Consider the following 25,182-nt stretch of genomic DNA (forward strand, 5'->3'; position numbering starts at 1 on the left):
CGCCTGGGCGTTGCTCGGGCCGACGAATGGCGGGGCCAATGCGCGAACGATCTGGGCTTTTTTTCTCCGGCGATAGCGCTTGGAAAGTTGACCGCTTTGGGGCAGAATCCGGTGTCATGAAACTGGAAGGCGCATTCAGGAGAGGCACATCCACTGTCTACGGAGCGACGGCGGAGATCCTGTCAGTGCTTGAGACCTCCAGCACGTGGCGCGCCGCCTCGAACAACGTCATCGCCATGGAGAAGGTCGTCGCGGCGCTCGACACCACCACGCCGGCTGAGGAGCGCGTCGAGCCGAGCGTCGCCATAATTAAGCAGCTGAAGCTCCAGCGCAGGCTCGCGCGATGGATTCCCTGGTACCACGACTTGCCGACGCACGAGTTCGCCGGCGAGTTCCACCATGCGTACCGCGACCATACCATCCACTCCCTTCAAGCGTTCTTGCTGGGACTCTACCTGTTCGAGACCGTGGGCCCGTTGCGAGAGGCCCTTGAGACGAGGCTCGGCGCGGCCGCGTCTACTTCCGCGGAGACGTTGGAGACCTTCGTCGAGTGGTGGGCGATCACCTCGCTCTGGCACGACATGGCCTATCCCTTCGAAGCCTCCCATTTCATCACCGACGTCGGGCTGCAGCAGAAGATCCTGAGCAACCTCGCCCGACTCCTCAACGAGCGCGCCTACATCGATGCGCTTGGTCCCGACAACTCGTTCACCGCCAAGCAGCGACGCGATGCGTACCGACTCGGCAGCCACGTCGCCTTCGAGTTCGAATCGACCGGCGATCTGTTCGGCAACCGAGGCGATCGCCTCATTACCGATCTGTGGCGCCGACTTGGCGCCAACCCCGAGATCGCCTCGATCGCGCAGGAGATCGAGCGCGCCACCACCACGTCATCTGTCTCTCGGCCTCCCTACCATGATCACGGGCTGATGGGCGGCCTAGTGCTCGGCTTCATTTACGACGAAGCCGAAAGGTTCCTCACTAAACTCGTCGAGACCCCCAAGGCTGAGCGTAACGTGCTCCCGGAGAGAGTCTGGCTCCGCGCGGAGGCGGGCTGGGGTGACTTCGTCGACCATGGCAAGCTTGTGGATCTAGCAATCGAGGCGATCGCTTTCCATAACATCAACTGGAGGGAGTTCAACCGGAGCGCAATCAAGTCGATGTGGCCCGAGGAGGGCCCTTTCCCCGCGGTGAGGCTGGACAGCGAGGCACACCTCTTCTTCATGGCCGTCGTCGACACGCTTCAAGACTGGGATCGCCATCACTTTGCCCCCCACAGCCAGGCGTCCAAGTATCGACCGAGCGTCCCCTCGAAGAACATGCTCCTCCAGGGGGTCGGCGGCAAACTGCGGGTCGACATCCGCAACCTTCCCGATTCGGTCACGCGCGTAAAGAACCTCTTCACGGACTGGCTGAATGCGAGCGACATCTCGTCCCTCTTCGAGGGCGGGCCCGGGTTCTCCCGCCCCGCGAGCGTTGCGGTCGCGGACTACGTCACCGTCAACAGCGCCGAGGCATCCCACAAGGAGCGCGAGCGTCTTGTCGGGCTAATAGCGGCGCGAACAAACGAGTGCAGGAGGCTGCTCATTGATGGGGCGCCGAACGCGATCGCGAGGACGTCTCGCGTGTTCACGTCGATCCACCGGCAGGTGGATGAAGCGAAGAAGATGCTCACTAGGACCGATCAAGACGCGGTCGAACAGGCCCTAAGCGGGAGCGGACTCGCCGATCTCGAGGTTCTCGCGCACTCCATGGTACGAGAGGGGCGCGAGATCTCCCACGGCACGATCAACTACCGAATCGGCGGAGGCGGCTTCGGCGCCGTGTACCACGTCGTCTCGGACGACGGCTCGCAGAGAGGGTACCGGCCGCTCGCCTTCAAGCTCTATCATCAGGACGCTCTCGCGAATGCCGAGAAGCGGCGACTCTTCAGGCGCGGTTACCAGGCCATGAGGGCCCTCCAGGATCACCCCAACGTGGTTGACGTGGTGGACTACTCCGAGGTACCTCTCGGCTTCTATATGGCGTTCATCGACGGCCCCGATCTCGAAGCAGGACGGAGCAGGCTTCACAGCGTTTTCGAGCAGCTCCGGATCGCCACCGAGATAGCGGAAGCGGTCGCCGACGCTCACGAGCGGAACATCCACCACCGGGACATCAAACCCGGGAACGTCCTCTTGACGCAACGAGGTGCGAAGCTCGTGCCCATTCTGACCGACTTCGATCTCGCCTGGATCGAAGGACAGACACAGGATACCGTGCAGGCGTTCGCGAACATGCACTATGGTGCGCCGGAGCAGTTCGCGGAGCGCCTGGCGCACTATCGGCGTGCTCCTACCGTCGACGTCTACGCGCTCGGCGCCCTGACGTATTACCTGATGCTCGGGCAGGCGCCGCCGCCCAACGGAAGCTGGAAGGATTCGGACTGGGAGGTTTTTCAGCAACGGCTCGTTGATCAGCTCCCGGCGGTCGCTGTCCGGAAGCTTATGGATCTGCTCCAGAGAATGACGCAGTACGATCCGCGGCAGCGGATCGGCGAAGTGGAGCACGTCGTGCGCGTCATGAACGGGATTCTCGCGGCGGCCATGTCCGATGAGCAAGTGATCTCCGTCGAAGCTTTCTACGAGCAGATCGTCTACAAGCTCACCGATGGCGACCTCGCTCCGTCGAACGGAGAGGTCATGAGCCCGTCGGGGAACCTGCGCTGGCGCATTACCATCAATCTGAACAGGACCCAAATCAATATCGTGGCATCCCTGGAACTCCTCGGCGACCCTCGCTTCGAGAACGTGAATCACGAGGAGTTTCGCACGAGGGCCAAGAAGCTCATCGATGGGCGTCTCCAGGATTTTCAGCGCGAGTATCCCGACAGCCGCACGCACCGCGTGGGCGCGCTGTCGAAGTCGAAGGCCACTGAGCTTCGCATCGACGGCGTCCCGTGCACGCTGGTCGCCGCGAATGCGGTGGGCCGCCTGCTTTCGGCCATCGGCAGGGCCATCCAGTAGCGGGGCCGTGGGCCCAGGTCCGGGGCCGGCTCCCATCCCACCTCTGGGCACCGGTATCCGCTCGAAGTTGTTTGAAGGCCTCTGGCCCTCGTTCCAAGAATGCTGAGCCGCCCCTCCGCGAACCGGTCGGATCCTTCAGCCTAGATGCGGCATTTAATGGAGTTATCAGGAAGTGGGTCACCGCGCTCGACAAGGGCCGCCGAACAAGGGCTTGCAGACCGGCGGTGCCGCGCGCTTCGCGCGCGCCCCCGCGGCTGAAGCCCACGTTCGGCGCCAGAGCGCGTAGCCGACGGTTGTTGTCGCCCAACACCTGATGCGGGGCGGGAACGCCGCGGGGCAAAGCGCGTCGTCGCCGATGTCACCGCGCCACGCCACGAAGTCGCCGGCCGGCGACGGTCGTGGTAGCGCTGCTCCTGATGGCGAAGGGCAACCGCACGGCGACGACGCGCGAGGTTCGATCCTCGCAGCGACAGCGGCGTGTTCGCGTCTACACCGCCTGGCACCCGGTGCTCGTCGCGCTCCTGGAGCACGTGCTCCCCGAGGGCTGGTACCAGTGCATCTCGGAGTTCCAGCTCGCCCGCGAGCCGCTCCGCGTCGACATCGTCATCCTCCGTCGCAGCCGTCGCGGAGCCCCACCCAGGCCGCGCCTGCTCACGAGCGTGGTGGGCGAGCTGGCCGAGCACACGCTCGTGCACTTCAAGGGGCCGACCGACGAGCTCGAGCGCGACGACGCGCGCATGCTCCTCGCGTACGCGCTCCAGTACCTCGTGGTCGCCGAGATCGAAGCTCCCGGCGCGGTCGCCCTCCGCGTGCTCGCGCCCCGCCTGACCCCGCGCTTCACCGAGGCGCTGATGTCGCTCGGCTGCACGCTCACACCGACCGGGCCGGGCACGCACGAGGGGCGGCTCGGTGTCTTCCCGCTGCGGGTGGTGGAGACGGTGCCCGCCAACGCTCGCGAGGGCGAGCATCTGCTGTACACTGTGACCCCTGGGATGGTCGCTGACCCCGGCGGCATCCCGGCGCTCTCCCCGGCGGAGGTCGCGGTGTTCTGGGCGCTCCTGGAGCATGTCGAGCAAGTTCGACACCCCCTCCCGGGGCAGAGGAAGCGGCACATGAAGGACGAAAAGCGGGTCGTCGAGAGCTTCGAGCAGGCGCTGGCACGCCTCGTTGCGCGGCTGCCGCCCGAGCAGCGCCTCGCGGGGCTCGCCCCGGAGCAGGTGCTGCAGGCGTACGCGCCCGAGCAGCGCCTCGCGGGGCTCGCCCCGGAGCAGGTGCTGCAGGCGTACGCGCCCGAGCAGCGCCTCGCGGGGCTCGCCCCCGAGCAGCGCCTCGCCGGGCTCACCGAGGCGCAGGCGGTGCTCGCGTTGCCGGACGCGATGCTTCGTGCGTTGTCGGAGGAGTACCTCGCGACGCTGCCCCGCCAAACGCAAGCGGCGATTCAGAAGCGCCTCGGGGCGGCATCGGGGCGGCAGCCCGCGCGCCGACGAAAGACCCGCAGCCCTTCGAGATGACGCTTGGAGAACGCAAGCCGCGGTGGTGGTCGCGTGATTCGTTCTTCCTGACCGGACGCCGAACAAGCCAATGCGGCTGCCGGTTCGGGCAACCGCGCTTCGCGCGGCAGCCCGCCCCGCAGCAGATTGGCGAGGCGTTCGGCCCGCGCCCGCCACGGGCGACTGCGCGCCTCGTGATCCGAGCGCGGCGGCCGCACAAGGAGGCCGGCGCGGCGCGCGTGGCTCGCCGGCCGCCCGCCGTCGCGCGGAGTCGCAACCCGAGGATTCCGAGCAGGTCGCGCCCGCTCACCTCGTCGAGCAGCGCGCTGCCTTCGCGCAGGAAGTCCTCGGTGAGGCCGACGAGCGAAAGACGGGCCTGGTGCTGCTGGGCGAGCCGGAGCAGCATGGCGAGATCGCTGGTCTCTTCGGTGAGCGTGCCGCTCGTGTTCACGTCGGCGAACTGCTCGGCGACGTCCGGCTCGAACGCGAACGCCTGGTCGGCGAACGCCTTGAGGCGCGCGCGCCAGGGCCGGCTCGCCTTGATCACCTGCTCGATGGGCCGCACTTGATAGGCGCCGGTGCGCTTGCCCTCGCCGAACCAGAGGTTCGCCGTGTCGAGGAGCTGGATGGCGCCGCGGAGCAGAGCGCGACGCTCGGGGCCATAGGCCTTGCTCGCGAGCTGCGCCTGGTGCTGGACGACGGCCAGTTAGAGGTCCCGGAGCTCCGTGAGGGTGGTCGAGACGGGTTGGCTCGGATCCATGACCTCGCGGACGATGCGGTCCATCTCGGGGCGCGCGGTGTCGAGGAGGGCCTGGAATTCCGCGGGGGTACCGACCGCACGGGTCTCCTTCAGGACGGCGTGTTGTTCTTGCGACAATTCGATTCCCATGAACCTACCTCCAGGTGGGGTGGCGAGCGGGCGAGCGTAACGCCGCTCCGCATCTCGGAACGTCTCAGGCGGGCTCGGCTATCCGAAGAGCACGTTGTCAACGCCGGGGGCTGCGCCGACGCGCCCGGGGCGCGTCCCAGCAGGCCGTGGAGCGCGGCCAGCGCCGCCGAGAGGGCCGGGAATCGTGCCAGCCGATCCGAGGAGGCGTGCCAGCAGATCCGGGGAGCCGTACCAGCCGATCCGAGGAGGCGTGCCAGCAGATCCGGGGAGCCGTATCAGCCGATCCGAGGAGGCGTGCCAGCCGATCCGAGGAGGCGTGCCAGCCGATCCGAGGAGGCGTACCAGCAGATCCGGGGAGCCGTACCAGCACGTCCGAGGAGGCGTACCAGCAGATCCGGGGAGCCGTACCAGCGGGTGCTGGCACGCGTCCCGGGGTTGCTGGCGAGCCGCCGGAACGTGCTGGCACGGCGCCGGGAGGTGCTGGCACGGCGCCGGTGGCACCAGCACCGCCGCAGCCTTCTCGCGAGCGCGCCGCGCCCTCCGTTCCGCTCGGCGCCCGAGCTCCCCGAGCGCGCCGCGCTCCCGATCGAGCGCGTCGCCCTCGCGCGTGCCGTCCAGGACCCGGCGCTTCGCGCACTCCCCGACCGCCTCCCCCCCGTTATCCTCAACCACGTCGCCGCGACGGCCAGCGTGATGGTCGACAGGGCCGAGCGCGTCCTGGTTGACGACGCAACCGGCGAGGTGGTCGCCGAACTGCCGGACAACGGGCGCGGCGACGGTCGGATGGCGGTGGACGACGCGGGACGGCTCGTGATCCACGGCGGCGACGAGAACTTCGGTGGGGAGAGCGTGTTATCCGGGCGGGGCGGCGAAGAGTCCCCTTCGGGTGCAGCAATGCGAGCAATGCAGGATTCTATCTGGACGAAATCCTTGGGGCGAGCGGCTGTGGTGCCCGGCCTCCGTCTGCGCTCCACGGACTGCGAGGCGTAGGCCGCCGCTGCCGAGCGCGTGGCGGCCGACGCGGCGGCGCGCGACTAGGTGAGCTCGTCCCGAAATGTGCCTCGGCCGCGACGGCGATGTCGTTAGGAGCTCGACGACACCTGCCGCAGACGTTGCGGCGACGGAGCCAGTCGTTTATGTCTGGGAGGGGCCTTCCTCGGGTGGCCGGCGCTTGTCGGACGCGTTGAGAGGCCCTTCGCGACGCGCGCCAAGGTCCGGAGTGTCGTCCCCCGCGAGGAGATTTTCTCATGAGGCGCCAGGAATTGGGGAACTGGATGGCTGCCTGGATCACCCGGACGGCGGTTCGAGCGGCACCCATCGTCATCGGCGCTGCTGTCGCGGCGCTCGTCCTTGCGGGCTGCACGTTCGGCGATGACCCGCAGAGAGCTCAGCCCGTCGTCGGGAACTGGTTCAATCAGAACTGCATCCCCGTGGAGTGCATGTTCGAATGCTGCCAGGGGTGGAATTACACTACGAAACCGATTCTCCACGGAAGAGGTTGGTATGGCCCTCAATGCGACGAAGTTCGGACAAAAAATGCTGCCTATTCGGAGTACGTCGTTCTGATGTTGCAGGCCCAGAATTGGTGCACTGAGGACTTTACCTACTTCGAATCGGGGTACTGCGCGATCGTTGATCCCCCCGACGTCATCAAAGAGTTCGGCCCCGATGGACAGCCCGTGTATTCGGGGTTGAGCTTCTTGGTCTGCCCGCCGAGGGGACAGCCAGCGGCGCACCCCATGGAGGATGTGGAGCTCATCTCCGAGGAGTGAGGGTGGTCGTGATGGTCATGCCTGCACGCCTCCTCGCGATCGCCATCATCGCCGCCTCTGCCTTCGTCCGCCCCTCAAATGTCTGCGCCCACGAGGGCCGCTGCGCGGCCCCCGAGCCTTTCAACGGGTTCTGGGGCGGTGGGCAGGTCCAGGTGAGAGAACGCGTGGCGGGAATTCCGCTCCTCGCCACGACACGCTTTTCGTACAGGCAGATCCGATACTCTCCCTGCGCCAGCGGGATGCCCGTGTTCCCCCCTGGGGTCGGCGAAGCGAGCATGAGCGTGGGGGTACCGCTCTTCGACAACCGGCGCGGCGGGTGGCTTCTACAAATGTCCGCCCGGGGGCAGGGGTCGCAGAGATCGAGCGAACCCGTGAGCGGTGTCGTCACCGGCGCACCCGCCACCGCGGGCCACATCAACCTCTGGGAGACCTCGCTGCCGTTGATCCAGCTCACGGGGGCGGTGTCGGCGGCCATCATGCCGCAGTCCTCGGACGTTCCCCTGTCGATCGCGTATCTCGGCGGTGTGCGGTTCTACGCTCTTCATGACAAACACGCGCAAGCGAACTTGGGGATCATGGTCGGCGGCAAGAATGCTGTCGTCAACGCCGTTCCCTCGCTCGCGGTCCGGGGCAGCGATCTGGAGATATGGGGTCATAAAATCGCGATCGGATTGGAGCTCCGCTCACCCATCGAGTTCTCTGGTGGCCCGATACCCGTTCGGTGGCGGCTCTGGGGCGCCTTGACCTTCGCGCTCGACAAACTGGACGATGGGAGGAGCGACCACGCGCGCGACACACAAATGCCCTGGTCTTCCTTCGATCTGGTCCGTTCACCCCTCGAAGCCGCCCCACCCACCCAGACGGCCTGGGAGATGACGTTATGATCAAGTCCGTTCATTCGTCGGGCAGCCCGAATCGTTTGCGGCACCTGCGGTGCATCTCTTGCACGTCCCCGATCAAGCTGTTCCTCGTCCTGACTGCGCGGTTGAGTTTTGCTTCGTAAATTCTAGTCTTCTCTTCTTGCGTCAGATCGTCTTCGTTCAGATGTGCTGGAAGATCTGTGAATTCGGCGCACTTTTCGAAGCTACTCACCATGAGCTCGCCAACTCCTCCCTCGTCTACACATGACGCGCTGTATGTCAAGACGAACAGGAGGTTTAGGTGATCGCCGATCGCGCCGCAAACGTAGGCATTGGCCAAGGTCTCTCGTGCTCTGCATTCTTTTACCTCTTTTTGCAGTGCCTCGACCTTGGCGGTCTTCTCCAACCCGGCGTCGTCCGTTTCTCCCGGAGGAGACGTCGCCGTGGCCGGCGGGGTCGATCGAGGTTTCGCGAGCGCTCTCAGTTCTCGTCGACACGCAGCGAGCTCCCGCTTCACCTCCGCATCAGGGATGGACGCCTCGCTCTTCTCCATGGCCGGAGGTCTGCGCTCCCGCGTCACCCAGCCGACCAGCACGCCACCACCAAAGACGAGGCCGAGCACGGCCACCGCGATGAGGAGATGAACCATGAGGCCGGCGCGCTCGGGGCGTTTGCTCATGTGTCAACCTCCTAGGGCTTCGGTGCCTGCTTCATCATCGGTGGGAGTTTCGGGGGCGTCTCCGTGCAGGTCCAGACGAACTCTTTCAGGCTGCGGAGCAGCTCGCCTTCCGTGAGCGTCTCACGAGCCCGGATCGCTTCCGCGACGAGGCTCGACTCTTCCTTCGTGAGGTCGCCCGAGCGAAAATCCGCGGGAATGTCCGAGAGCGCCGCGCAGCTCTCGAAGTTCTGCTCGATGAGATCGGCAGCCCTGGACTTCGGCCCGCACATCAACCCATCCTTCGGCAAAGCCATCAGCGCGCTGAACTGACGAGCCGCGGCGCTGCAAACCTCGGCGTTGACCAGGATTTCGCTCTTCCTGCACCGCTTCAGCTCCACCTCGAGCTCATCGACGGTGGCTGCTCTTTCGGGAGCGTCTTGTCGGCCTTCCCCCGGAGGCGCCTCGGCTGCCGAAACCGTCGCTCGCGGCTCCGGACGAGCTGCCAGCTGTTCTCGACATGCAGCCAGCTCTCCCCGGTCGATCCGAATCCAGGGATCCGAAGCCGGCTCCGCGCTCTTCTCCTTCGCCGGCGGCCTCCGGTCCAGGAGCGATCTTCCGACGAGCACGCCGGAGCCGAACGCAGGGACGAGCAAGACCGTCGCTGCCAGAACACGAACGGCGTGCCCCGTTTTCGTGGCGCTCTCCGTCATGAGTCGCGTCACCTCCGCCCACGACGTCGCGCCAAGATCTTCTCCGCCGCCGTGAGCGGCCGTCCCTCCGGCGCCGCGCCGCCCGCGCCCGTTGCGTGTCCGCCCCCCGGGGACGCAGGTTGGGGCCCCGCCGCCGACCCAGGTTGAGGCCTCGCGGCCGACCCAGGTTGGGGCCCCACCGTCGGCCCAGGTCGAGGCCACGAACCAGGTTGAGGCCACGACGCCGCCGACCCCGGTTGAGGTCCCGGCGCCCCCGCCGGCGGCGCTGTCCTCCCTGGCATCGTCCCTGCGAGCGGCGCTGTCCTCCCTGCCATCGTCCCCGCCGGCTCGCCCCCGCCGCGCCTGTCATCGCGCAGCGCCGCTCCCGCCTCCGCGCCCTCGCGCAGCGCGCGCCCCCGCTCCCGAGCCGACAGCAGCGCCCCCACGGTCGCACCCGCTCCGGCCGGCTCCGCGGCGGCTCCCCACCGCGCCGTGCGGAGCCGCTCTCCCGCCCGTGCGATCCACGCCGCCGCCGCTTCCGGCAGCGCGAGCCGCCGCGCCGCCACCGCGAGCAGCAGCGCGAGCGCGGCGAAGAACACCAGGCTCGGCGTCGCGTCCCGGTACGCGAAGCGCTTCGAGGCCCGATCCTCGAAGATGCCCGCGAGCGTGTCGCGCCGCTTGCCCCCGGTGAACTCCGCGATCCGCCCGAGCAGCGACAGATCGCTGCCCGTCGGGCGCAGCTCCTCGCCGGCGGTCATCGCCGCCCCCGTCGTCCCGACCGCCTCCCCCGTGAGCTCGTCCCGCGCAACCGCCACGTAGGTCCCCGGCCGCGAGAGCGGCAGCTTCGCCGTGTACGCCCCCGCGCCCGTCGCCTCGAGCGGGAGCTCTCGCGAGAAGCCGTCGGGCCCCGCGACGTGCACGACGAGCCGGCGGAACGACTGCGCACGGCCGTCGTCGCCGATCACGCTCGCCCGCACCGACAGCTCGCCGCCCGACGCGTCCGCCTCCAGGCGCACGCGCGGATCCTCCTCCTTGCGCGTCACGTCGCGCGCGGCCTGCGCGATCATCCGCGCCGCGCCGGGCCAGCGCGTCCACGCGGCGCCCCAGCGGCCCTTGAGATCGCTCGTGAACGCGGCGGCCCGGCCGAGCCCCGCCGACCACACGGCGAGCACCGGATCGCCCTCCGGCCCGGACAGCAGCACCGTCGATCGGCTCTTGGGGACCGTCACCACGTAGCCCCCGAGCGCCGGCGCCTCGCCGAACGGCACGCCGGCGGTGATCGACGACGGCGCGCCCAGCGCCACGTGGAACGGCTCCTCCACGATCGCGCTCTTCGCCGCCATGATGGTCTCCTGCGTGAACACCGCGGGCAGCCGCGTGGCGTCCTCGACGAGGTAGAAGCGCCCTCCGCCGATGCGCGACAGCGCCTCGAGCTCCGGCACGTCGTTGCCCTGGCCCAGCGCCACGACGCTCGTCGTCGTGCCGCGGCGCATCGCCGCCTCCACCATCGCGCGGCACGGCCCCATGTTCTCCGCGTCCGACCCGTCGGCGAAGAGCAGCACGTGCTTCAGGCTCGAGGTGTCCCGGTCGAGCGCCTGGTACGCCGCCTCGAGGGTGATATCGACGTAGATGCCGCCGCCGCCCGGGCCCACGGCGCGGATCGCCCTGTCGATCGCGGCGCCGTTCGTGACCGGCCCGAGCGGCACGCTCCACCGCACCGCCGTGTCGACGTGCGCGACGCCGAGCCGATCGCCGGCGCCGAGCAGCGAGGCCGACCGGGCGGCGGCCTCGTTGGCGAGCTCGAGCTTCGTGTGCGCGCCGGCGGTCGCCGCCATCGACCCGGAGATGTCGATGCCGATCACCTCGGCCAGGCTCGCCCGCCGCCGCTCCTGCTTCAGGTCGAACGCGACGGGCGAGATCTCCTCGAGCGGCGTCCGCGCATAGCCGCCCGGCCCCATGCTCCGATCGCCGCCCATCAGGATGAGCCCGCCGCCGAGATCGCGGACGTAGCTCGCGAGCGCGTCGATCTGGCCCGGCGAGAGATCCGACGCGCGGATGTCGCTGAGCACCACGACGTCGTAGCCGGCGAGCTCCCCGAGATCGGCGGGGACGCGGCTCAGGCCGCCCTCGTCCACGCGGAACGCGCCGTCCGCGAGCGCCCGCGCGATGAACGCGCCCTGCCCGGCGTCGCCCTCCAGCACGAGGGCCGAGGCGGCCCCGCGGACGCGCAGGAACGCGCTCGCCGCGTTGTCCTCGGCGGCCTCGTCGAGCCTCGGATCCTTCGCGGTGATCTCGACGTCGTAGCGGTGCAGCCCGGGCCCCGGCGCCTTCTCCCGGATGCGCAGCACGTCTTCTCCCGCGGCGATCGAGGCCTCGGTGCGGGCGATGAGCTCGCCGTCGCGGCGGAGGCGGATCTCGACCTCGGCCGGGGACGGCGACGAGGTGACGAGCCGCAGATCGAGCGCCTCGCCCTCGTCGGCCCGCGCGGGCGCGCGGAGGGCGACCACGCGGACGTCGGGGACGAGCCGCTGCTCCAGCGGGATCACGTCGACAGGGAGGCCGGCGGCGACGGCGGCGGCGGCCGCGGCCATCGTGTCGCCGCGGGTCGCGACGCCGTCGCTGAGCAGCACGACGCGCGCCGCGGAGTCCGGCGGCACCTCGGCGAGCGCGCGCCGGATGCCGGCGGCGAGGTCCGTCCCGTCGCGGCCGAGCGCGACCCGCTGCGGGGCCGCGAGCTGCGAGCGCGGGCGCGGCGGATCCTCGGTCGCCGCGCCCGCGGCGAACGCGATGGTGGCGATCCGATCGTCCTCGCGCATGCCGAGCTCGGCGACGGAGAGCTCCTGCGCGACGCGCCGGTCGGCGCTCGGTACGAGGTCGATCGAGCGGCTGCGATCGATTGCGACCAGGACGGTGAGCCGGTCGAGTGGCCGGCCAAGCTCTGGCCCGGCCGCGGCCATGGCTGCGGCGAACGCGGCGAAGGGGGCGAGGAGGTCGCCGAGCCGCGAGCGCCACGCCCCCTGCCGGCGGGCGTGCGCCGAGGCGAGCGCGAGCGCGAGGTACCGGAGCGCGATGAACGACGTGGCGCCCAGCGCGAGCAGCGCGCCCCAGGGCCGCGCGAGCCGGAGGTAGGCGTCCGGGAGCAGGCCGCACCAGACGAGGCCCACGTAGAGCGCCGGCAGGGCGCCAGCCACCATCCAGCCGAGCAGGATCGGGCGGCGGAGCGCGCCGCGCCGGAGGGCGAGGCGCAGCAGCGCCGCGAAGACGAGCGCGCCGGCGAGCGTGGCGGCGTAGGGGAGGGCGCGCAGCGCGGCCGCCGGGATCAGGGACGCCTCCGTTCGGTCCGCATGCGGGGGAGCCGCAGTAAATCATCTTTACGGGGGCCCGGGGACGCCGCTTCGGCGGGTGTGGCCGAGTGCCCCATCGGCGAAGCCATGGGGCGTCTCTGTCGGTGTCGTGCGGGTTTCATGGGGCGCTCCGGCGCATCGGAGCACCTTTCCATGTTTGTCAGGGATGGCACGCTGTCTGCTTGAGCGCGGGCATGGGCGCGGCGAGGCCGCGCAGCCGGGGCAGGAGACATCATGTCGCGCATCGAGACCACGGACACCTGGAGCGGCACGGACGGCGGCACATGGGATCTCGATGAGGGGTTCGGCGAGCCCGCGCGCAGCGCGCACTACCAGGAGGGGGATCTCGTCGCGGGCAAGTACCAGCTGGTCCGCAGGATCGGCGAGGGGGCGATGGGCACGGTCTGGGTCGCGACGCACGTGGCGCTCGGGTCGGAGGTCGCGATCAAGCTGATGCGGCCCGAGCTCCGGTCGCCGGAGCTCGCGGAGTACTTCGTCCGCGAGGCGCGCGCCGCGGGCCGGCTGAACCACGCGGAGGTCGTCCGGATCTTCGATCTCGGCGAGACCGCGGCGGGGGACCCCTACCTGGTGATGGAGCTCATCGAGGGCGAGTCGCTGAGGAGCGCGCTCTCGCGCGAGGCGGCGCTGACGCCGGAGCGGGCGATCGCGCTGCTGCTCCCGGTCGCGGGCGCGATGCACGCGGTGCACGAGAAGGGGGTCGTCCACCGCGACCTCAAGCCGGACAACGTGATGCTGGTGCGCCACGGCGGCGGCCGGCTCCAGCCGAAGATCGTCGATTTCGGCGTCGCGAAGATCGTCTCCGAGCGCGACGCGAGCCAGGCATCGGCGGCGTTCGAGGTCTTCGGAACCCCGGACTACATGCCGCCGGAGCAGGTCCTCGCGGTCCCTGACATCGATCGCCGCGCCGATGTCTGGTCGCTCTGCGCGATGCTGTACGAGCTCCTGTCGGGCCGGCCCCCGTTCTCATCAAGGAACGCGCTGGACGGCCTGCGGGCGGTGCTGCAGGACGCGGTGCCGTCGCTCGTCGACACGTGCGGCCTCGACGCGGAGCTCTGGGCGATCGTGGAGCGCGGGCTGCGGAAGGAGCCGTCCTTGCGCTGGTCGAGCATGCGCGAGCTCGGCGAGGCGCTCGCGGCGTGGCTCCGGGCGCGGGGCGTCCGGGAGGACGCGCGCGGCGTGTCGCTCGAGGGGGAGTGGCTTCCTTGCGAGGAGCCCTGTGTAGCTGCGGGCAATGGCGCGACGCCGCGCGTATCCTGGTGGGTGGAGGAGCGGAGCCGGCCGAGCCGCCGGTGGTCGTCGCGCCGCCGGGTGCAGAGGGCGCACCGGGGGCGGCCTCAGGGCGAGCAGACGGCGTGTCCTTGAGGCCGGACACGAGCCGCTGAGCGGTCCGGGGCCGAGGCGTGGGGCGAGCGAGCGGCGGACTGGCTGGAGCAGGGTCCGGCAGGACGCATGGCTTGACCTCGCGGCCCGCGTGTTGCTCTGCTCTGGCGGGTGAACGCTCGCACTACACCGTCGCTGCGCATCGCGCGGCTCGTGGTCGAAAATTTTCGGACGTTTCGAGAGCCCACGGAGATCGTCTTCACGTCCGACGGCGTGGCGGACGAGATGCCTGTGTTTCACGGGGCCAACGGGGCCGGCAAATCCAATGCGCTCGCGGCGATCGATCTGTTCTTTCGGGTTGCCTCGTACTGCTTGCGCGCGGTCGCTAGCGCTGGCGCTGGCGGGATGAGCCCGGACGCAGCGTGCAAGCTGCCGTGGGGATTTCGTGACGAACACTTCGGGTTGTGGATGAACCACCGGAGCTGGCCTCCCGGTGTTCGCGATCCGCAGCGGGTGGAGGTTCACTTCGATGACGCTCGGCTCGGCGCGCTCCGCGTCACGCTGACCCCGTCGGGCAACGACGTCCTTCTTCGGCTGGAGAAGATGACAGCCGCCCCGGCGAGCCGCTGGGAGGCGCCGCGGGCACTGAAGAACGCTGGCGGTGTCGTGCTGAAGGATGGCACGGGAAACAGGCTGCAAGATGACGAGGTCTCCCCATTGCTGAACGCCATCGAGGCGCCGCTCGGTCCCGGGAGCAAACCATTCTTCCTGCTAGACGCCCGCCGTCGAGACTTCCGGGCCATCGGCGAGGGGGAGCCGCTGTTGGCCACCACGGCTGAACGCCTCTTGGCGCTGGCAACCTCGTTTGAGCCGGAGGAGACGGAACGCTGGCGCGCCTTCGTGGACGTCATCCATCGGTTCAAGACGCTCTCGGATCGAGAGATCTCCGTGCTCCGCGCCCCAGTGGCTAGCGGGGAGGTCCCCGATCTGCGCTTCGAGGTCCGGGGCAAGCAGATCCTACGGCTCTCCGAGCTCAGCTCGGGCGAGCAGCAGGTGGTCGCTCTCGTCGCGGGCGTGCTAACGTCCCGCGCCGGACTTGTCGCCATCGAAGAGCCCGAGTTGAGCCTGCATCCCGATAACCAGGAGCTCGTTCGGGACATGCTGCGAGAGCAGGTGCAACGCGGGGTCGTCGACCAAATCTTCCTCGAGAGCCACGTCCAGGTCTTCGACGGCCCGGAGGTGCTCCGGTTCAGTCGTTCGCCCGAGGGGGAGACGCTCGTCACGCGGCAGCCTTCGCGCTCGCACCGCGAAGTTCGGGCTCGCGCGCGACAAAGCAGTGCTGATGAGGAGCAGTGGGTCACGCCGGACGGCTACACCCGGCTTCCTTCCGAGATGCGACACAAGCTCGGCCTGCAGAGCGGCGGCTATCTCTGGTTCTTGCGCTCCAGGCCGGAAGGCCGCTGGGAGGCGTGGACAGAGGCAGAGCTCGACGATCTGCTCGGCCTCGGTGACACACCCCCCAAGGACGCCTGACGTGCGCCTCTGGCTCGACACCAACGCGGCACGCAGCGTGCAAAACCTTCGGCGCCTCTGCCGTCTGGCTCGTAGCAGAGGGGTCGACGTGGTGGTCCATGCACAAGTCTACCTGGAAATGCGCCGCCAGAAACGCGTGCTCCACGGCGAAGGGTTCAAGGAGACGCTCTTCGACGATCTTCTTGAACAGCTACCGATTCGGGTAGTCGACATCTACGTGGATCAGCCGACCGCCGCTCGATGGGCCGACGGCTTGAGCCAGCGGTATCCGACGGACCGCGATTGGGAGCTAGCGAAGCAGAGTACTCTCGGCGGCCAACTGATCGCCGATTTCAAGAGCATCCCTGGAAAGATGCCGATGACCACGGACTGGCTCGTCGCCCTCGCTGTCGAGGAAGACGCCGCATCGCGCATCATCACCCACGACGAGGGCGAGGAATGGCACCAGCTTCGCGTGTCCGAGCCGAGGCGCGCCCTGAGCTGGGACGAGGCGGTCGCCTGGCTTCAGAGCCTGCCCGCGGACGATCCGTCGCCCGGTCGAGACGTATAGAGCGCCGCGCGGGGCTGCGGCACCGACCCGTGGGAGGTGTGCCGGCGTTCGCTCGGCGGCACCGAACCTGCTCGGGAGCCCCAGCCCCGGAGGGCGCGGTGGTGTATGCTCGCGCAGGTCGCGCATGAACCTCGCCGAGAAGCTCGTCCAGTCCGCCACGCTCGCCGATCTCGACGAGCTGCCGCCCGGCTGGCGGGGCGAGATCATCGACGGCACGCTGTACGCCTTTCCGCGTCCTCGCTTCGTTCACGCGAACATCGAGGACCTGATCACGGCCGATCTCAAGAACCCCTACCAGCGGGGCAGGGGCGGTCCGGGAGGGTGGTGGATCCTCTCCGAGCCGGGCATCCAGATCGAGCGCGCGCCGGAGATATCGCCCGACGTCGCGGGCTGGCGCCGCGCGCGTATGCCCGCGCCGCCGCGGCCCGCGGAACCCATCTCCCTCGTTCCCGACTGGTGCTGCGAGATCCTCTCGCCGCGCACGGCAGGCTACGACAACCTCGTGAAGCGCCGCTTCTACGCCGAGATCGGCGTGCCTCACCTCTGGTACGTCGATCCCGTCCGGCGAACGTTGCTGGTCAGCCAGCTCGAGAACGGGCGGTGGGTCGAGCTGGGGCTGCACGGACGAGACGAGAAGGTGCGCGCGGCGCCGTTCGAGGACGTCGAGATCGATCTGGCCGAATGGTGGGAAGGGCTCGACGAGGGCGAGGGCGAGGGCGACGCGCCCTGAGGCGCCGGCTCACCGAGGCGGACTGCGCTCGTCTCGTGGTCGAGCCGATCGGGCGATGGATCCCGCCTGCGGCAGGTCAGGAGGCGCGGCGACCGCCCTGGCTCGCTCCGCCCGGACCGCCGCGAGCCAGCGCGCCTCTCACGGCCTCCCGCCGGCGATGCGAGCGAGGGTCATCGCGAGGGCTGACCCGTGCGCAGCGGGCCACCTCGCGAGGTGGGCCACAGCATGCAATTGGCCGCCGAGCCCGGGATCGTGAAGACATCCATCCCGTGCTCGAAGGTCTGCACGAAGACCTCGAGCTGGCCATCTCCGTCGAGATCACCCACCGCCGGCGCGGCGGGCGCGCCGTTGCCGTTCCCATTGCTGCCGGGGTTCGGCAGGGGCACGTCGTGCAGGACCGCGCCGTTCGCGCCGAGGATCACGAGGTTGCCCGAGTCGAGCACGTCGGGAGCGCCGTAGGTCGCCAGCAAGACCTCGGGTGATCCGTCCTGGTTCAGGTCGGCCACGGTGGCCTCGGTCGCGAACATGATCGATTTGCCGTGCATGTAGTTGTATCGCCACAGGAGCGACGCATCGGGGCCGAACGCATAGAGGTAGCCGTCATTCATCGGGACGATGATCTCGGGCCGCGCGTCCCCCTGGATGTTCACCGTCGTCGGCGAGGGCACGCCGTTCGGCGGGTAATAACCGTCGATCGCGAGCGGCCTCTCGCCGCGCGGGAGCGTCTCCCACCCGGGCTTGCGCATCGCCGATCGGCTGCCGTCGCCGTGCGCGCCCTCGAGCGCCATCACCGCATAAGCCTGCGTTTCGTAAGGCTCGTGCATCTCGACATTCGGCACGCCGACGACCTCGTTCCGCCCGTCCCCGTCGAGATCGACCACGTTTGGCGGCGATGCGGTCCACTGCAGCCACTCGGCGGAGCTCGGGTGCGGCCATGTCCCGGTATGCAGATGGTAATGGTCGCCCTCCACCTTCGGATCCGCCCAGCGGATGAACTGGCCCCAGGTCAGCGGCTTGTCGGCGAACGCCTCCTCGCGATTCTTGAAATACGGCGCGGCGTCGATCGCCACGCCGTCGTGGTTGAACGCCTGGATGTGGTGGTTGTCGTAGGTGGCCAGGATCTCGAGCTCCGGGTCGTCGTCGATGTCGCCGATGCCGACGTTGAGCCCATAACACCCGAACCCCGAGTGCCCCATACCGTTGCGATCGGCGTCGTTCCCCGGGCCGCTCTGGTTGTTGTACCGAGGCCAGGCCGCGAAGGCGGCGTCCGCGGGCTCATAGAGCGCCCCATCCGCGCTGAAGACGAAGATCTGCGCGCCGCCGTCCTCGGTTGTCGCGGTCTGGGTCGTCGTCGCCACCACCTCGATGGTGCCGTCGCCGTCGAGATCTGCCGCGGCTAGCCCGCGCACCTCGGGGGCGTTGCCGGCCGTGGTGGTGTCCGCCGGCCACCCGGCTTTCGGCGCGAGCCCGTCTTTCCATTCGAATGCGAAGACCTGATGACCGTTGCCATAAACGATGTCGATCGCGCCGTCGCCCTCGAGATCGGCGACCACGTGCGGCGCATAGATCCGGTCCTCCCCGACCTCGGCGCGATCGATCTCCTTCCCGTGCGAGTCGAAGACGAAGAGCGAATAGTAAGCTGCAATGAGCTCGTTCCGACCGTCGCCGTCGAGGTCCATCACCACCGGCGACGCATACCAGCTCGTCTGCCCGGGCAGGACCATCCGGTGCTCGGGCGCCTGCACCTCGCCGGCGCTCGTGCCAACCTCGCAGATCGGGTTGCGCGTGCCGCCCGTGCTGCCGCCACCGCTCGTGCCGCTCCCTCCCGCCCCGCCGCTCGCGCCACCTCCGAGCTCGCCCCCGGCGCAGGCCGCCGCGAGCATCGCGAGGAGCGACGCCGCGCTGCCGAGAGGCCACGCACCCAGGCCCGTGCGCGCGGCCCATGGCGAAGGGTGCGGGGGCTGTGGTCCGGTGGGGAACCCGCGACCGGAACGGCACGGGTGGTGCTGGGTAATCATGGGTCCTACAGGGGATGCGCCCGCGGGCGACGCCCGCCGGTCGAAAAGGACAGGAGCCAAGCGCATCGAGGTTACCAGGAACCTTCAGAGCCGGGATACGAGAGTCCACCCGAGGGGAGCCTCACGGGGTCGCGTGAGGATGGTTGTCCAGAGCAGGGTGTGGTCCGTCGTCCGGGGGTGCGTCCCGCCCCTCAAGCAGGGATTCGCGTGCATCGGCGAGCTCGTCGAGCCCGGGCTTCCCGAGCAGGTCCGGGAGCGCGCCCGAGGTCACCGAGGTCATCGGATCGGACGCGAGCGCCCGCTCGATCCACACGGAGCCGCCGGAGGGCGCTCCCGGCTGAGCGCCCTGGGCGTCGCCGCCCTGGCCCCTGCCGGCCGACGCGAGGAACACCGGGAGCTTGTCGCCGGCCGGCACGCGGCCGTAGGCGAGGTGGGCCGGCGTGTCCGGCGTGCCGCCGCTGGCGCGGAGCCCGCCTCCGCTCGCGCCCGGCCCGGGGCGGTGCGTGCTATCCTGACGTCCTCTCGATGCAGGCGATGCAGATCGACGGGAGCGAGCGCGATCTCGAGTCCTTCGCGCTCGGCGTGCTCCGGAGCGCCGCGCCCATCGAGGCCCCCACGCCGTTCGAGCGCCGGGTGCGCTGGGACGTGCGGGGGAACACGGGCTTCATCAGCGCCTTCACCCTGCGCTCCGGCATCTCCCTCAGCGCCGCCAGGTGCCGGTGGGAGCAACCGTCGGGGATGGTCATCGACCACGCGCCGATGCGGCTGGAGTTCGTCCTCGCGCGGGGCCCCCTCCTGCGGGTGAGGAGCAGCGATGGAGACGACCACTCCCTCGGGGGCGGGACGTTCCAGATAGGCCAGGTGAAGAGGCCGCTCCGGCTCGTGTGCGCATGGGACGAGTCGGCCCTCGGTCAGGATCAGGACAACCTTTGCCTGGCCATCGACGGCCAGCGGCTCTGCGAGCTCCTCGGCGCGAAAGCCCTGCCCGCGGCCCTCGAGCGGATCGTGGCTCACCCCGGGGGTTACCCGCGCGCGGCGCAGGCCATGTCGGCGCCCCTGTACCGGCTGCTCGACGAGATCCTCCTCTGCGACGCGAGGGGGGTCTCCCGGCAGCTCCACGTCGAGGCCAAGGGGCTCGAGCTGATGGCGGCGATGGTCGATCTGCTGGAGGAGAGCGAGCGCGCGGCGTCGCCGCTCCTGTCGCAGCACGACATCGCGCGCCTCGAGCGGGCGCGGCACATCTTGCTGGCGCGCATGGTCGACCCGCCGACGCTCCCGGAGCTCGCGCGGCACGCGGGGCTGAACGAGGTGAAGCTCAAGGAGGGCTTCCGCGCGCTCTTCGGCGCGCCGGTCTTCGGGTACCTCCGCAACCACCGGCTCGACGAGGCCCATCGCCTGCTGCGCCAGCGGGCGTGCAACGTGACCGAGGTGGCGCAGCGGGTCGGGTACGAGAACCCGAGCAAGTTCGCGGCCGCGTTCCGCAAGCGGTTCGGCGTGAGCCCATCGACGGTGGGCTGAGCGCCCGGCAGGCGAGGCGCGCCCGCCCCGGCGCCCGTGCCGAGCGACGGGGGCGAAGGGAGGCACCGCCGGGAGCCGGCTCGGGTCACGGTCTTCCCGCGCGGAGCGGAAAGGCTCCTGCGCGGAGCGGCGGCGCCCGGCGCCCGGGATCACCATCGCATCGGGCGGCGAGGCGGCTCGCCCCGGGAGAGTGCGATGAAGGCGATTGTTCAGTATGAATACGGCTCGGCCGACAACCTGTGCCTCGAGGCGATCCCCACGCCGGCGCCCGGGGACGACGGCGTGCTCGTGCGGATCGAGGCGGCGTCGGTGAACGCGGCCGACTGGCACATGATGCGGGCGGACCCGTTCTTCCTCCGGTTCGCCGGCTTCGGGCTGTTCGCGCCGAGGCACCGGGTGCCCGGCGCGGACATGGCCGGTCGGGTCGAGGCGGTGGGCAAGAACGTGACCCGGTTCCGGCCGGGGGACGAGGTGTTCGGGGACCTGTCCTCTCACGGGTGGGGAGCCTTCGCGGAATACGCCTGCACCTCGGAGGCGGCGCTGGCGCCCAAGCCGTCGAACGTGAGCTTCGACGAGGCGGCGGCCGTCCCCATGGCGGCGGTGACGGCGCTCCAGGCGCTCCGCGACTGCGCGCCGGTCCGGGCCGGGCAGCGGGTGCTCGTCAACGGCGCCTCCGGCGGGGTGGGGACGTTTGCCGTGCAGATCGCGAAGGCGCTCGGCGCCGAGGTGACCGGGGTGTGCAGCACGGGGAACGTCGATCTGGTGCGGTCGCTGGGCGCCGATCACGTCGTCGACTACACGCGCGCGGACGTCACCCGGAGCGGAATCGAATACGACGTGATCCTGGATACGGCAGCGTACCGACCCGTCTCCGATTACCGGCGCGTGCTGTGTGACGGCGGCACGTACGTGCTCATCGGAGGGACCCTGGGGGCCTTTCTTCGGGTCGCGCTCCTCGGGCCGTGGTCCGGGTCGAGGGCGATGAAGGTCCACGCGGCGCGGCCGAATGCCGCGGATCTCGTCGCCCTGACGGCGCTGATCGAGGGGGGCACGATCAGGCCGGTGATCGATCGGCGTTATCCCCTGAGCGGGGTGCCGGATGCGGTCCGCTACCTGGAGACCCTGCGCGCGCGGGGGAAGGTGGTGATCACGCGATCGGCCGCCGCCCGGCCGTCCTGATCGCCCGGGCCTCCTGGCGACGCATTTGGCTGAAGCTCGTCGCCCTGGTGACCGAGCCAAGGAACATCGCCCGCTTTCTCTCCGCGCTCGGCGAGCCGACCGATGTTCCAGCACGTTCTCCCGGCGCCGACGCGGCGGCCGCCGTACTGGAAGAGCACCGTTCTGCGCCGCAAGGCGCCCGGTGACGCCGCATAGCGTCTCGCGACGCGCCTCCCGGGCCAGACCAACGCCCGGACGGACACGTGGGCCCACGGCACGCCGATGCGCCCCGTAGCGCGCTCGGCGCCGCCCGGACCACGCTCTTTCGACCCAGGACCGAGCCATCACGACGCTCGCGGTCCCACCCTTTCGGTCTGCTGCGCTACACTTCTTCGCGCTGCGATCCGGCTTCTTTTACCTACGCGCTCAGGACCGTATCGGCACGCGCGTGAAATACCAGACGTCGAAGAGCACGAAGCCGAGCGCCGCCAGCGCCAGCAGCCAGGTCCATTCGACGTGGGCGTCCGGCTGTCCCGCCGCGCTGGAGACGGCGACCTCGCCGCCTCCCTCCGCGACGAGCGGCCTCGGCGTGAGGTCGCTCTCGGCGACGCTCGTGAGGTTCGCCGGCACGACGACGGCCCCGGCCTGCGGTCCCTGCCAGGCGAGGCGGTAGAAGCCGGCGCGGGGCGTCTCCGCGATCACCGCGACGCCTGCGCGCTGCGCTACCTCGAGCCGCTCGCCTGCAGGGCCGGTGGCCTGGAGGTCCCGCGCGGTCGCGGGGACGCTCACGCGCAGCGGCTCGCCGGTGCGCGCGGGGCCTGTGATGCCGTGGGCGCGGTGGGCTCGCGCCTGCTCGAGCAGGTTGCGCACGAAGAGCACGAAGGACGCCTTGAGCGGCCAGTCGCTCTCGCCGACGTCGAAGCCGAGCAGCGTGCCTGTCCGCGAGGCGGTGGAGATGTCGGTCGCGATCGTGCCCTCCTGGGCGCGGATCAGCTCCTGCGTCGCCGCCTCCGGCTTGAGGGACGAGGCCGCGCGGAGGTTCACGCCGTCCAGCGTCAGGAAGCGCAGCCGCGGATCCGCCGTGTCCCACGACGTGAGCGTGGGGCGCTCGAGCGTCTGCCCGACGAGCGTGCCGGCGCAGCGCCCGGGCGGCGGGTTCACGATCAGCAGATCGCCCCCCGGAGGATCGGGCGGGCAGGCGCCGTCGATCACGACGAACGTGTCGGGATCGAGCCCGGGCTTCCCGAGCAGATCCCCGAGCGCGCCCGAGGTCACCGAGGTCATCGGGTCGGACGCGAGCGCCCGCTCGAGCCAGACGGAGCCGCCGGAGGGCGCTCCCGGCTGCGCGCCCGGGGGCTCGCCGCCCTGGCTCCTGCCGGCCGACGCGAGGAACACCGGGAGCTTGTCGCCGGCCGGCACCCTCCCGTAGGCGACGTCGTCGAGCGGCATCGCGTCGCGCGGCGAGAGCTCGAAGACGAGCCCCTTGCGGTAGTCGCCGGGCGACGGGCGGAACGTGACGACGACCGGGAGGCGCTCGCCCGGCTTGACCAGCACCCGCCGCGAGCCGAGCACGTCCGACGCGTTGTCCTGCCGCATCGTCACGTACACGTCGCGCGGCTGCGCCCCGAAGTTCGCGACCACGAGGAAGGCCTGCACCTCCTCGCGATGCTCCGATCGCTCGCCGTCCGCGCCGCTCGCGCCGCTCGCGTCACCCGCTGCGCTCCCGGAGCGCACGTCGACGCGGACGATGGCCGCGTTGTCGACCGGATCACCCACGGTGATGACCTCCACCGGCAGCGACGCGCCGCGCAGCGAGGCGGGGCGGGCGAGGTTGCCGTCGGTGATCGCGACGATCCGGCGGGCGCCGCCGAGCTGGCGGAGCCGGTCGATCCCGAGCGCCACCGCGGCCCCGAGATCGCCCTCGACGTCGCGCGCCGCGATGGGATCGATCGCCGCCTTGAGCCGGACGAGATCGCGATCGAGCGCCGCGACGAGGCGCGCGTCGCGCCCCGCCTCGACGATCAGCGCGTCGCTGCCCGGGGCGAGGCCGGAGAGGAGGTCCCTGGCGAGCTGCTTCGCGAGCTCGATGCGCGTTGTCGCCTCGCCGGCCGGCCCTCGAGCGGCCGCGGACATCGAGGCGCTCGTGTCGAGGACGATCGCCACGTGATCGCCGGTGAGCTCGCGCCCGCGCGAGGCGGGGCGGGCGAGGGCGAGCGCGAGGAGCGCGAGCGCGAGCGCCTGCAGGACGAGCGGCAGCTGGGCGATGAGCTTCCTGAACGGCGCGCGCGCCATGAGGTCGCGCTGCGCGGCGGCCCAGAGCCACGTCGAGGGGACGCGCCGGCGGTTCCGCTTGATCTTGAGGATGTAAAGCAGGACGAGCGGGCCCAGCAGCGCGAGCAGCCACAGGCCGCCGGGCGAGAGCAGCGCGAGCGGAGCGCCCGCGGAGGCCTGTGCGAGCGGGGCGGCGGCCACGTCAGTCAACGCCCCTCGCGACGAAGCGGCGGACGGCGCCCTCGAGCGGCTCGTCGCTCCGCGCGCGCACGTACGTCGCGCCGTGGCGGCGGGCGAAGGCGCGCAGCGCCTCGCACAGGCCGGCGAAGCGGGCCGCGTAGGCGGCGAGGGCCGCGGCGTCCAGGGTCACGTCGACGAGCGCCCCGGTCTCGGCGTCCTCGAGCGTCAGGTCGCCCTCGAAGCTCGGCTCGAGCTCGTCGGCGGCGACGACCTGGAGGGCCGCGACGTCGTGGCCGGCCTGCGCCGCGCGCCCGAGCGCGGCGGTGACCGGGCCGGGGTCGAAGAAGTCGGAGACGACGCAGAGGAGGCCTGGCCGGGCGCTCTGCCGCACGACGGCGTCGATGGCGCGCGCGAGGTGCGTCCCGCCGGAGGCCCTCACGCCGTCGAGGGCGCGGAGGAGCGCGGCGAGCCCCGCGCGCCCGCGCACCGGCGCGTGCTCGCGGGCGATGCCGTCGCCCGCCACGAAGAGCTGCGCGCGCTCGGAGCGCGCGAGCGACATGTACCCGATCGCCGCCGCGAGCCGGCGGGCCGCGTCGAGCTTCGTCGGCTCGCCGAACTCGAGGGACGCCGACGCGTCGCACACGATGCGGGCGATGACGTCCTCCTCGGCGCGGAACAGCTTGAGCACCGGCTCCCCGGTGCGGGCGTAGGCGGCCCAGTCGATCCGCCGCATGTCGTCGCCGGGCGCGTACGCCCGGTGCTCCTTGAACTCGGCCGAGCCGCCGCGGCGCCGCGCGAGGTGCTCGCCGGCGCCGCCGGAGCGGGCGCGGATCTCGAGCCGCCGCTGGAGCACCTCGAGCTCACGGACGAAGCTCGCGCCGAGGAGCGGCTCGGGGGACGAGGGGAGCATCGAGAGGAGTAGACATCGGCGCGGGCGGCGGTGCCAGCGGGGTCGCGGACGAGCCGCGGCCCGCGGTCGCCGTGGGCGCCGGCCGCGCCCGGCCCGCGGTCGCCGTGGTCGCTCCGCGCGCCGAGACAGACCGCCACGGTGGGGCAGAGCACCCCGTTCGCGCTCGGCGTGGCCGACAGGACCCCCGTCCGCAGGCGCGCCGCTGCGCCGTGGCTCGCTTTATGCGAGCCAGCGCGGTGGTTCAGCTGTCTGTGCGCCGGCCCGGC

The 25,182-nt window shown here is 70.5% G+C and carries 18 protein-coding genes; 11 read left to right on the top strand and 7 right to left on the bottom strand.

Annotated elements, in window-relative coordinates; translation table 11 throughout:
- Window positions 1–116 precede the first annotated feature (116 nt).
- The 5 genes from WMF19_RS02610 to WMF19_RS02630 all read left to right on the top strand — a co-directional run bounded on the left by WMF19_RS02610 (window position 117) and on the right by WMF19_RS02630 (window position 8,040).
- Entirely contained in the window at window positions 117–3,005 is a 2,889-nt protein-coding gene (locus WMF19_RS02610; protein ID WP_437897643.1) for a serine/threonine-protein kinase, read from the top strand.
- Between the two features lie 398 nt (window positions 3,006–3,403).
- A complete protein-coding gene (locus tag WMF19_RS02615; protein WP_437897644.1) occupies window positions 3,404–4,516 on the top strand; it encodes a hypothetical protein in 1,113 nt (370 codons plus the stop codon).
- Between the two features lie 358 nt (window positions 4,517–4,874).
- Window positions 4,875–6,374 carry a hypothetical protein gene (locus WMF19_RS02620; protein WP_437897645.1) on the top strand — a complete coding sequence of 500 codons (1,500 nt, stop codon included), beginning with the start codon at window positions 4,875–4,877 and terminating at the stop codon, window positions 6,372–6,374.
- Window positions 6,375–6,631: 257 nt separating this feature from the next.
- Complete coding sequence (locus tag WMF19_RS02625) at window positions 6,632–7,156, top strand: hypothetical protein (protein ID WP_437897646.1); 525 nt, start codon at window positions 6,632–6,634, stop codon at window positions 7,154–7,156.
- Window positions 7,157–7,158: 2 nt separating this feature from the next.
- Window positions 7,159–8,040, top strand: a complete 882-nt coding sequence (locus tag WMF19_RS02630; protein WP_437897647.1) for a hypothetical protein — start codon at window positions 7,159–7,161, stop codon at window positions 8,038–8,040.
- Window positions 8,041–8,050: 10 nt separating this feature from the next.
- Here WMF19_RS02630 and WMF19_RS02635 read toward each other — a convergent pair whose 3' ends face one another.
- From WMF19_RS02635 to WMF19_RS02645, 3 genes are all read right to left on the bottom strand, one after another.
- The gene (locus tag WMF19_RS02635; RefSeq protein ID WP_437897648.1) at window positions 8,051–8,695 is read right to left on the bottom strand and encodes a hypothetical protein; all 645 of its coding nucleotides are present in this window, start codon (window positions 8,693–8,695) and stop codon (window positions 8,051–8,053) included.
- 11 nt (window positions 8,696–8,706) lie between these two features.
- Complete coding sequence (locus WMF19_RS02640) at window positions 8,707–9,072, bottom strand: hypothetical protein (protein WP_437897649.1); 366 nt, start codon at window positions 9,070–9,072, stop codon at window positions 8,707–8,709.
- 320 nt (window positions 9,073–9,392) lie between these two features.
- A complete protein-coding gene (locus WMF19_RS02645; protein ID WP_437897650.1) occupies window positions 9,393–12,557 on the bottom strand; it encodes a VWA domain-containing protein in 3,165 nt (1,054 codons plus the stop codon).
- A gap of 384 nt (window positions 12,558–12,941) precedes the next feature.
- Here WMF19_RS02645 and WMF19_RS02650 point away from each other — a divergent pair, with 384 nt between their 5' ends.
- The 4 genes from WMF19_RS02650 (at window position 12,942) to WMF19_RS02665 (ending at window position 16,861) form a co-directional block, all read left to right on the top strand.
- Window positions 12,942–14,090 carry a serine/threonine-protein kinase gene (locus WMF19_RS02650; protein ID WP_437897651.1) on the top strand — a complete coding sequence of 383 codons (1,149 nt, stop codon included), beginning with the start codon at window positions 12,942–12,944 and terminating at the stop codon, window positions 14,088–14,090.
- 171 nt (window positions 14,091–14,261) lie between these two features.
- Window positions 14,262–15,581 (top strand): AAA family ATPase, encoded by a 1,320-nt coding sequence (locus WMF19_RS02655; protein WP_437901590.1) that lies wholly within the window; start codon window positions 14,262–14,264, stop codon window positions 15,579–15,581.
- 1 nt (window position 15,582) lies between these two features.
- Window positions 15,583–16,131, top strand: coding sequence for a hypothetical protein (locus tag WMF19_RS02660; protein WP_437897652.1), 549 nt, complete (start codon window positions 15,583–15,585; stop codon window positions 16,129–16,131).
- Between the two features lie 124 nt (window positions 16,132–16,255).
- The gene (locus WMF19_RS02665; protein WP_437897653.1) at window positions 16,256–16,861 is read left to right on the top strand and encodes a Uma2 family endonuclease; all 606 of its coding nucleotides are present in this window, start codon (window positions 16,256–16,258) and stop codon (window positions 16,859–16,861) included.
- Window positions 16,862–17,031: 170 nt separating this feature from the next.
- Here WMF19_RS02665 and WMF19_RS02670 read toward each other — a convergent pair whose 3' ends face one another.
- Window positions 17,032–18,744 carry an FG-GAP repeat domain-containing protein gene (locus WMF19_RS02670; RefSeq protein WP_437897654.1) on the bottom strand — a complete coding sequence of 571 codons (1,713 nt, stop codon included), beginning with the start codon at window positions 18,742–18,744 and terminating at the stop codon, window positions 17,032–17,034.
- A 256-nt stretch (window positions 18,745–19,000) separates the two neighbouring features.
- Complete coding sequence (locus WMF19_RS02675) at window positions 19,001–19,270, bottom strand: hypothetical protein (RefSeq protein ID WP_437897655.1); 270 nt, start codon at window positions 19,268–19,270, stop codon at window positions 19,001–19,003.
- Window positions 19,271–19,404: 134 nt separating this feature from the next.
- On the opposite strand from WMF19_RS02675, the gene WMF19_RS02680 reads away from it, so the two are divergent.
- Window positions 19,405–20,397: a helix-turn-helix transcriptional regulator gene (locus tag WMF19_RS02680; protein WP_437897656.1), complete on the top strand. Its 993-nt coding sequence runs from the start codon at window positions 19,405–19,407 to the stop codon at window positions 20,395–20,397.
- Between the two features lie 195 nt (window positions 20,398–20,592).
- Window positions 20,593–21,576, top strand: coding sequence for an NAD(P)-dependent alcohol dehydrogenase (locus WMF19_RS02685; protein ID WP_437897657.1), 984 nt, complete (start codon window positions 20,593–20,595; stop codon window positions 21,574–21,576).
- A gap of 405 nt (window positions 21,577–21,981) precedes the next feature.
- Here WMF19_RS02685 and WMF19_RS02690 read toward each other — a convergent pair whose 3' ends face one another.
- Both WMF19_RS02690 and WMF19_RS02695 read right to left on the bottom strand, forming a co-directional pair.
- The gene (locus tag WMF19_RS02690; protein WP_437901591.1) at window positions 21,982–24,027 is read right to left on the bottom strand and encodes a vWA domain-containing protein; all 2,046 of its coding nucleotides are present in this window, start codon (window positions 24,025–24,027) and stop codon (window positions 21,982–21,984) included.
- A 1-nt stretch (window position 24,028) separates the two neighbouring features.
- The gene (locus WMF19_RS02695) at window positions 24,029–24,916 is read right to left on the bottom strand and encodes a DUF58 domain-containing protein (protein ID WP_437897658.1); all 888 of its coding nucleotides are present in this window, start codon (window positions 24,914–24,916) and stop codon (window positions 24,029–24,031) included.
- Window positions 24,917–25,182: the final 266 nt, after the last annotated feature.

Origin of the sequence: Sorangium sp. So ce124 (assembly GCF_051525235.1) — a bacterium.
Classification (GTDB): Bacteria; Myxococcota_A; Polyangia; order Polyangiales; family Polyangiaceae; genus Sorangium; species Sorangium atrum.

Excerpts from the sequence above, each read along its gene's own strand:
- WMF19_RS02610 (WP_437897643.1), top strand. The coding sequence starts at position 117 with ATGAAACTGGAAGGCGCATTCAGGAGAGGCACATCCACTGTCTACGGA.
- WMF19_RS02625 (WP_437897646.1), top strand. The coding sequence starts at position 6,632 with ATGAGGCGCCAGGAATTGGGGAACTGGATGGCTGCCTGGATCACCCGG.
- WMF19_RS02635 (WP_437897648.1), bottom strand. The coding sequence starts at position 8,695 with ATGAGCAAACGCCCCGAGCGCGCCGGCCTCATGGTTCATCTCCTCATC.
- WMF19_RS02645 (WP_437897650.1), bottom strand. The coding sequence starts at position 12,557 with ATGGTGGCTGGCGCCCTGCCGGCGCTCTACGTGGGCCTCGTCTGGTGC.
- WMF19_RS02650 (WP_437897651.1), top strand. The coding sequence starts at position 12,942 with ATGTCGCGCATCGAGACCACGGACACCTGGAGCGGCACGGACGGCGGC.
- WMF19_RS02665 (WP_437897653.1), top strand. The coding sequence starts at position 16,256 with ATGAACCTCGCCGAGAAGCTCGTCCAGTCCGCCACGCTCGCCGATCTC.
- WMF19_RS02670 (WP_437897654.1), bottom strand. The coding sequence starts at position 18,744 with ATGCTCGCGGCGGCCTGCGCCGGGGGCGAGCTCGGAGGTGGCGCGAGC.
- WMF19_RS02680 (WP_437897656.1), top strand. The coding sequence starts at position 19,405 with ATGCAGGCGATGCAGATCGACGGGAGCGAGCGCGATCTCGAGTCCTTC.
- WMF19_RS02685 (WP_437897657.1), top strand. The coding sequence starts at position 20,593 with ATGAAGGCGATTGTTCAGTATGAATACGGCTCGGCCGACAACCTGTGC.
- WMF19_RS02695 (WP_437897658.1), bottom strand. The coding sequence starts at position 24,916 with ATGCTCCCCTCGTCCCCCGAGCCGCTCCTCGGCGCGAGCTTCGTCCGT.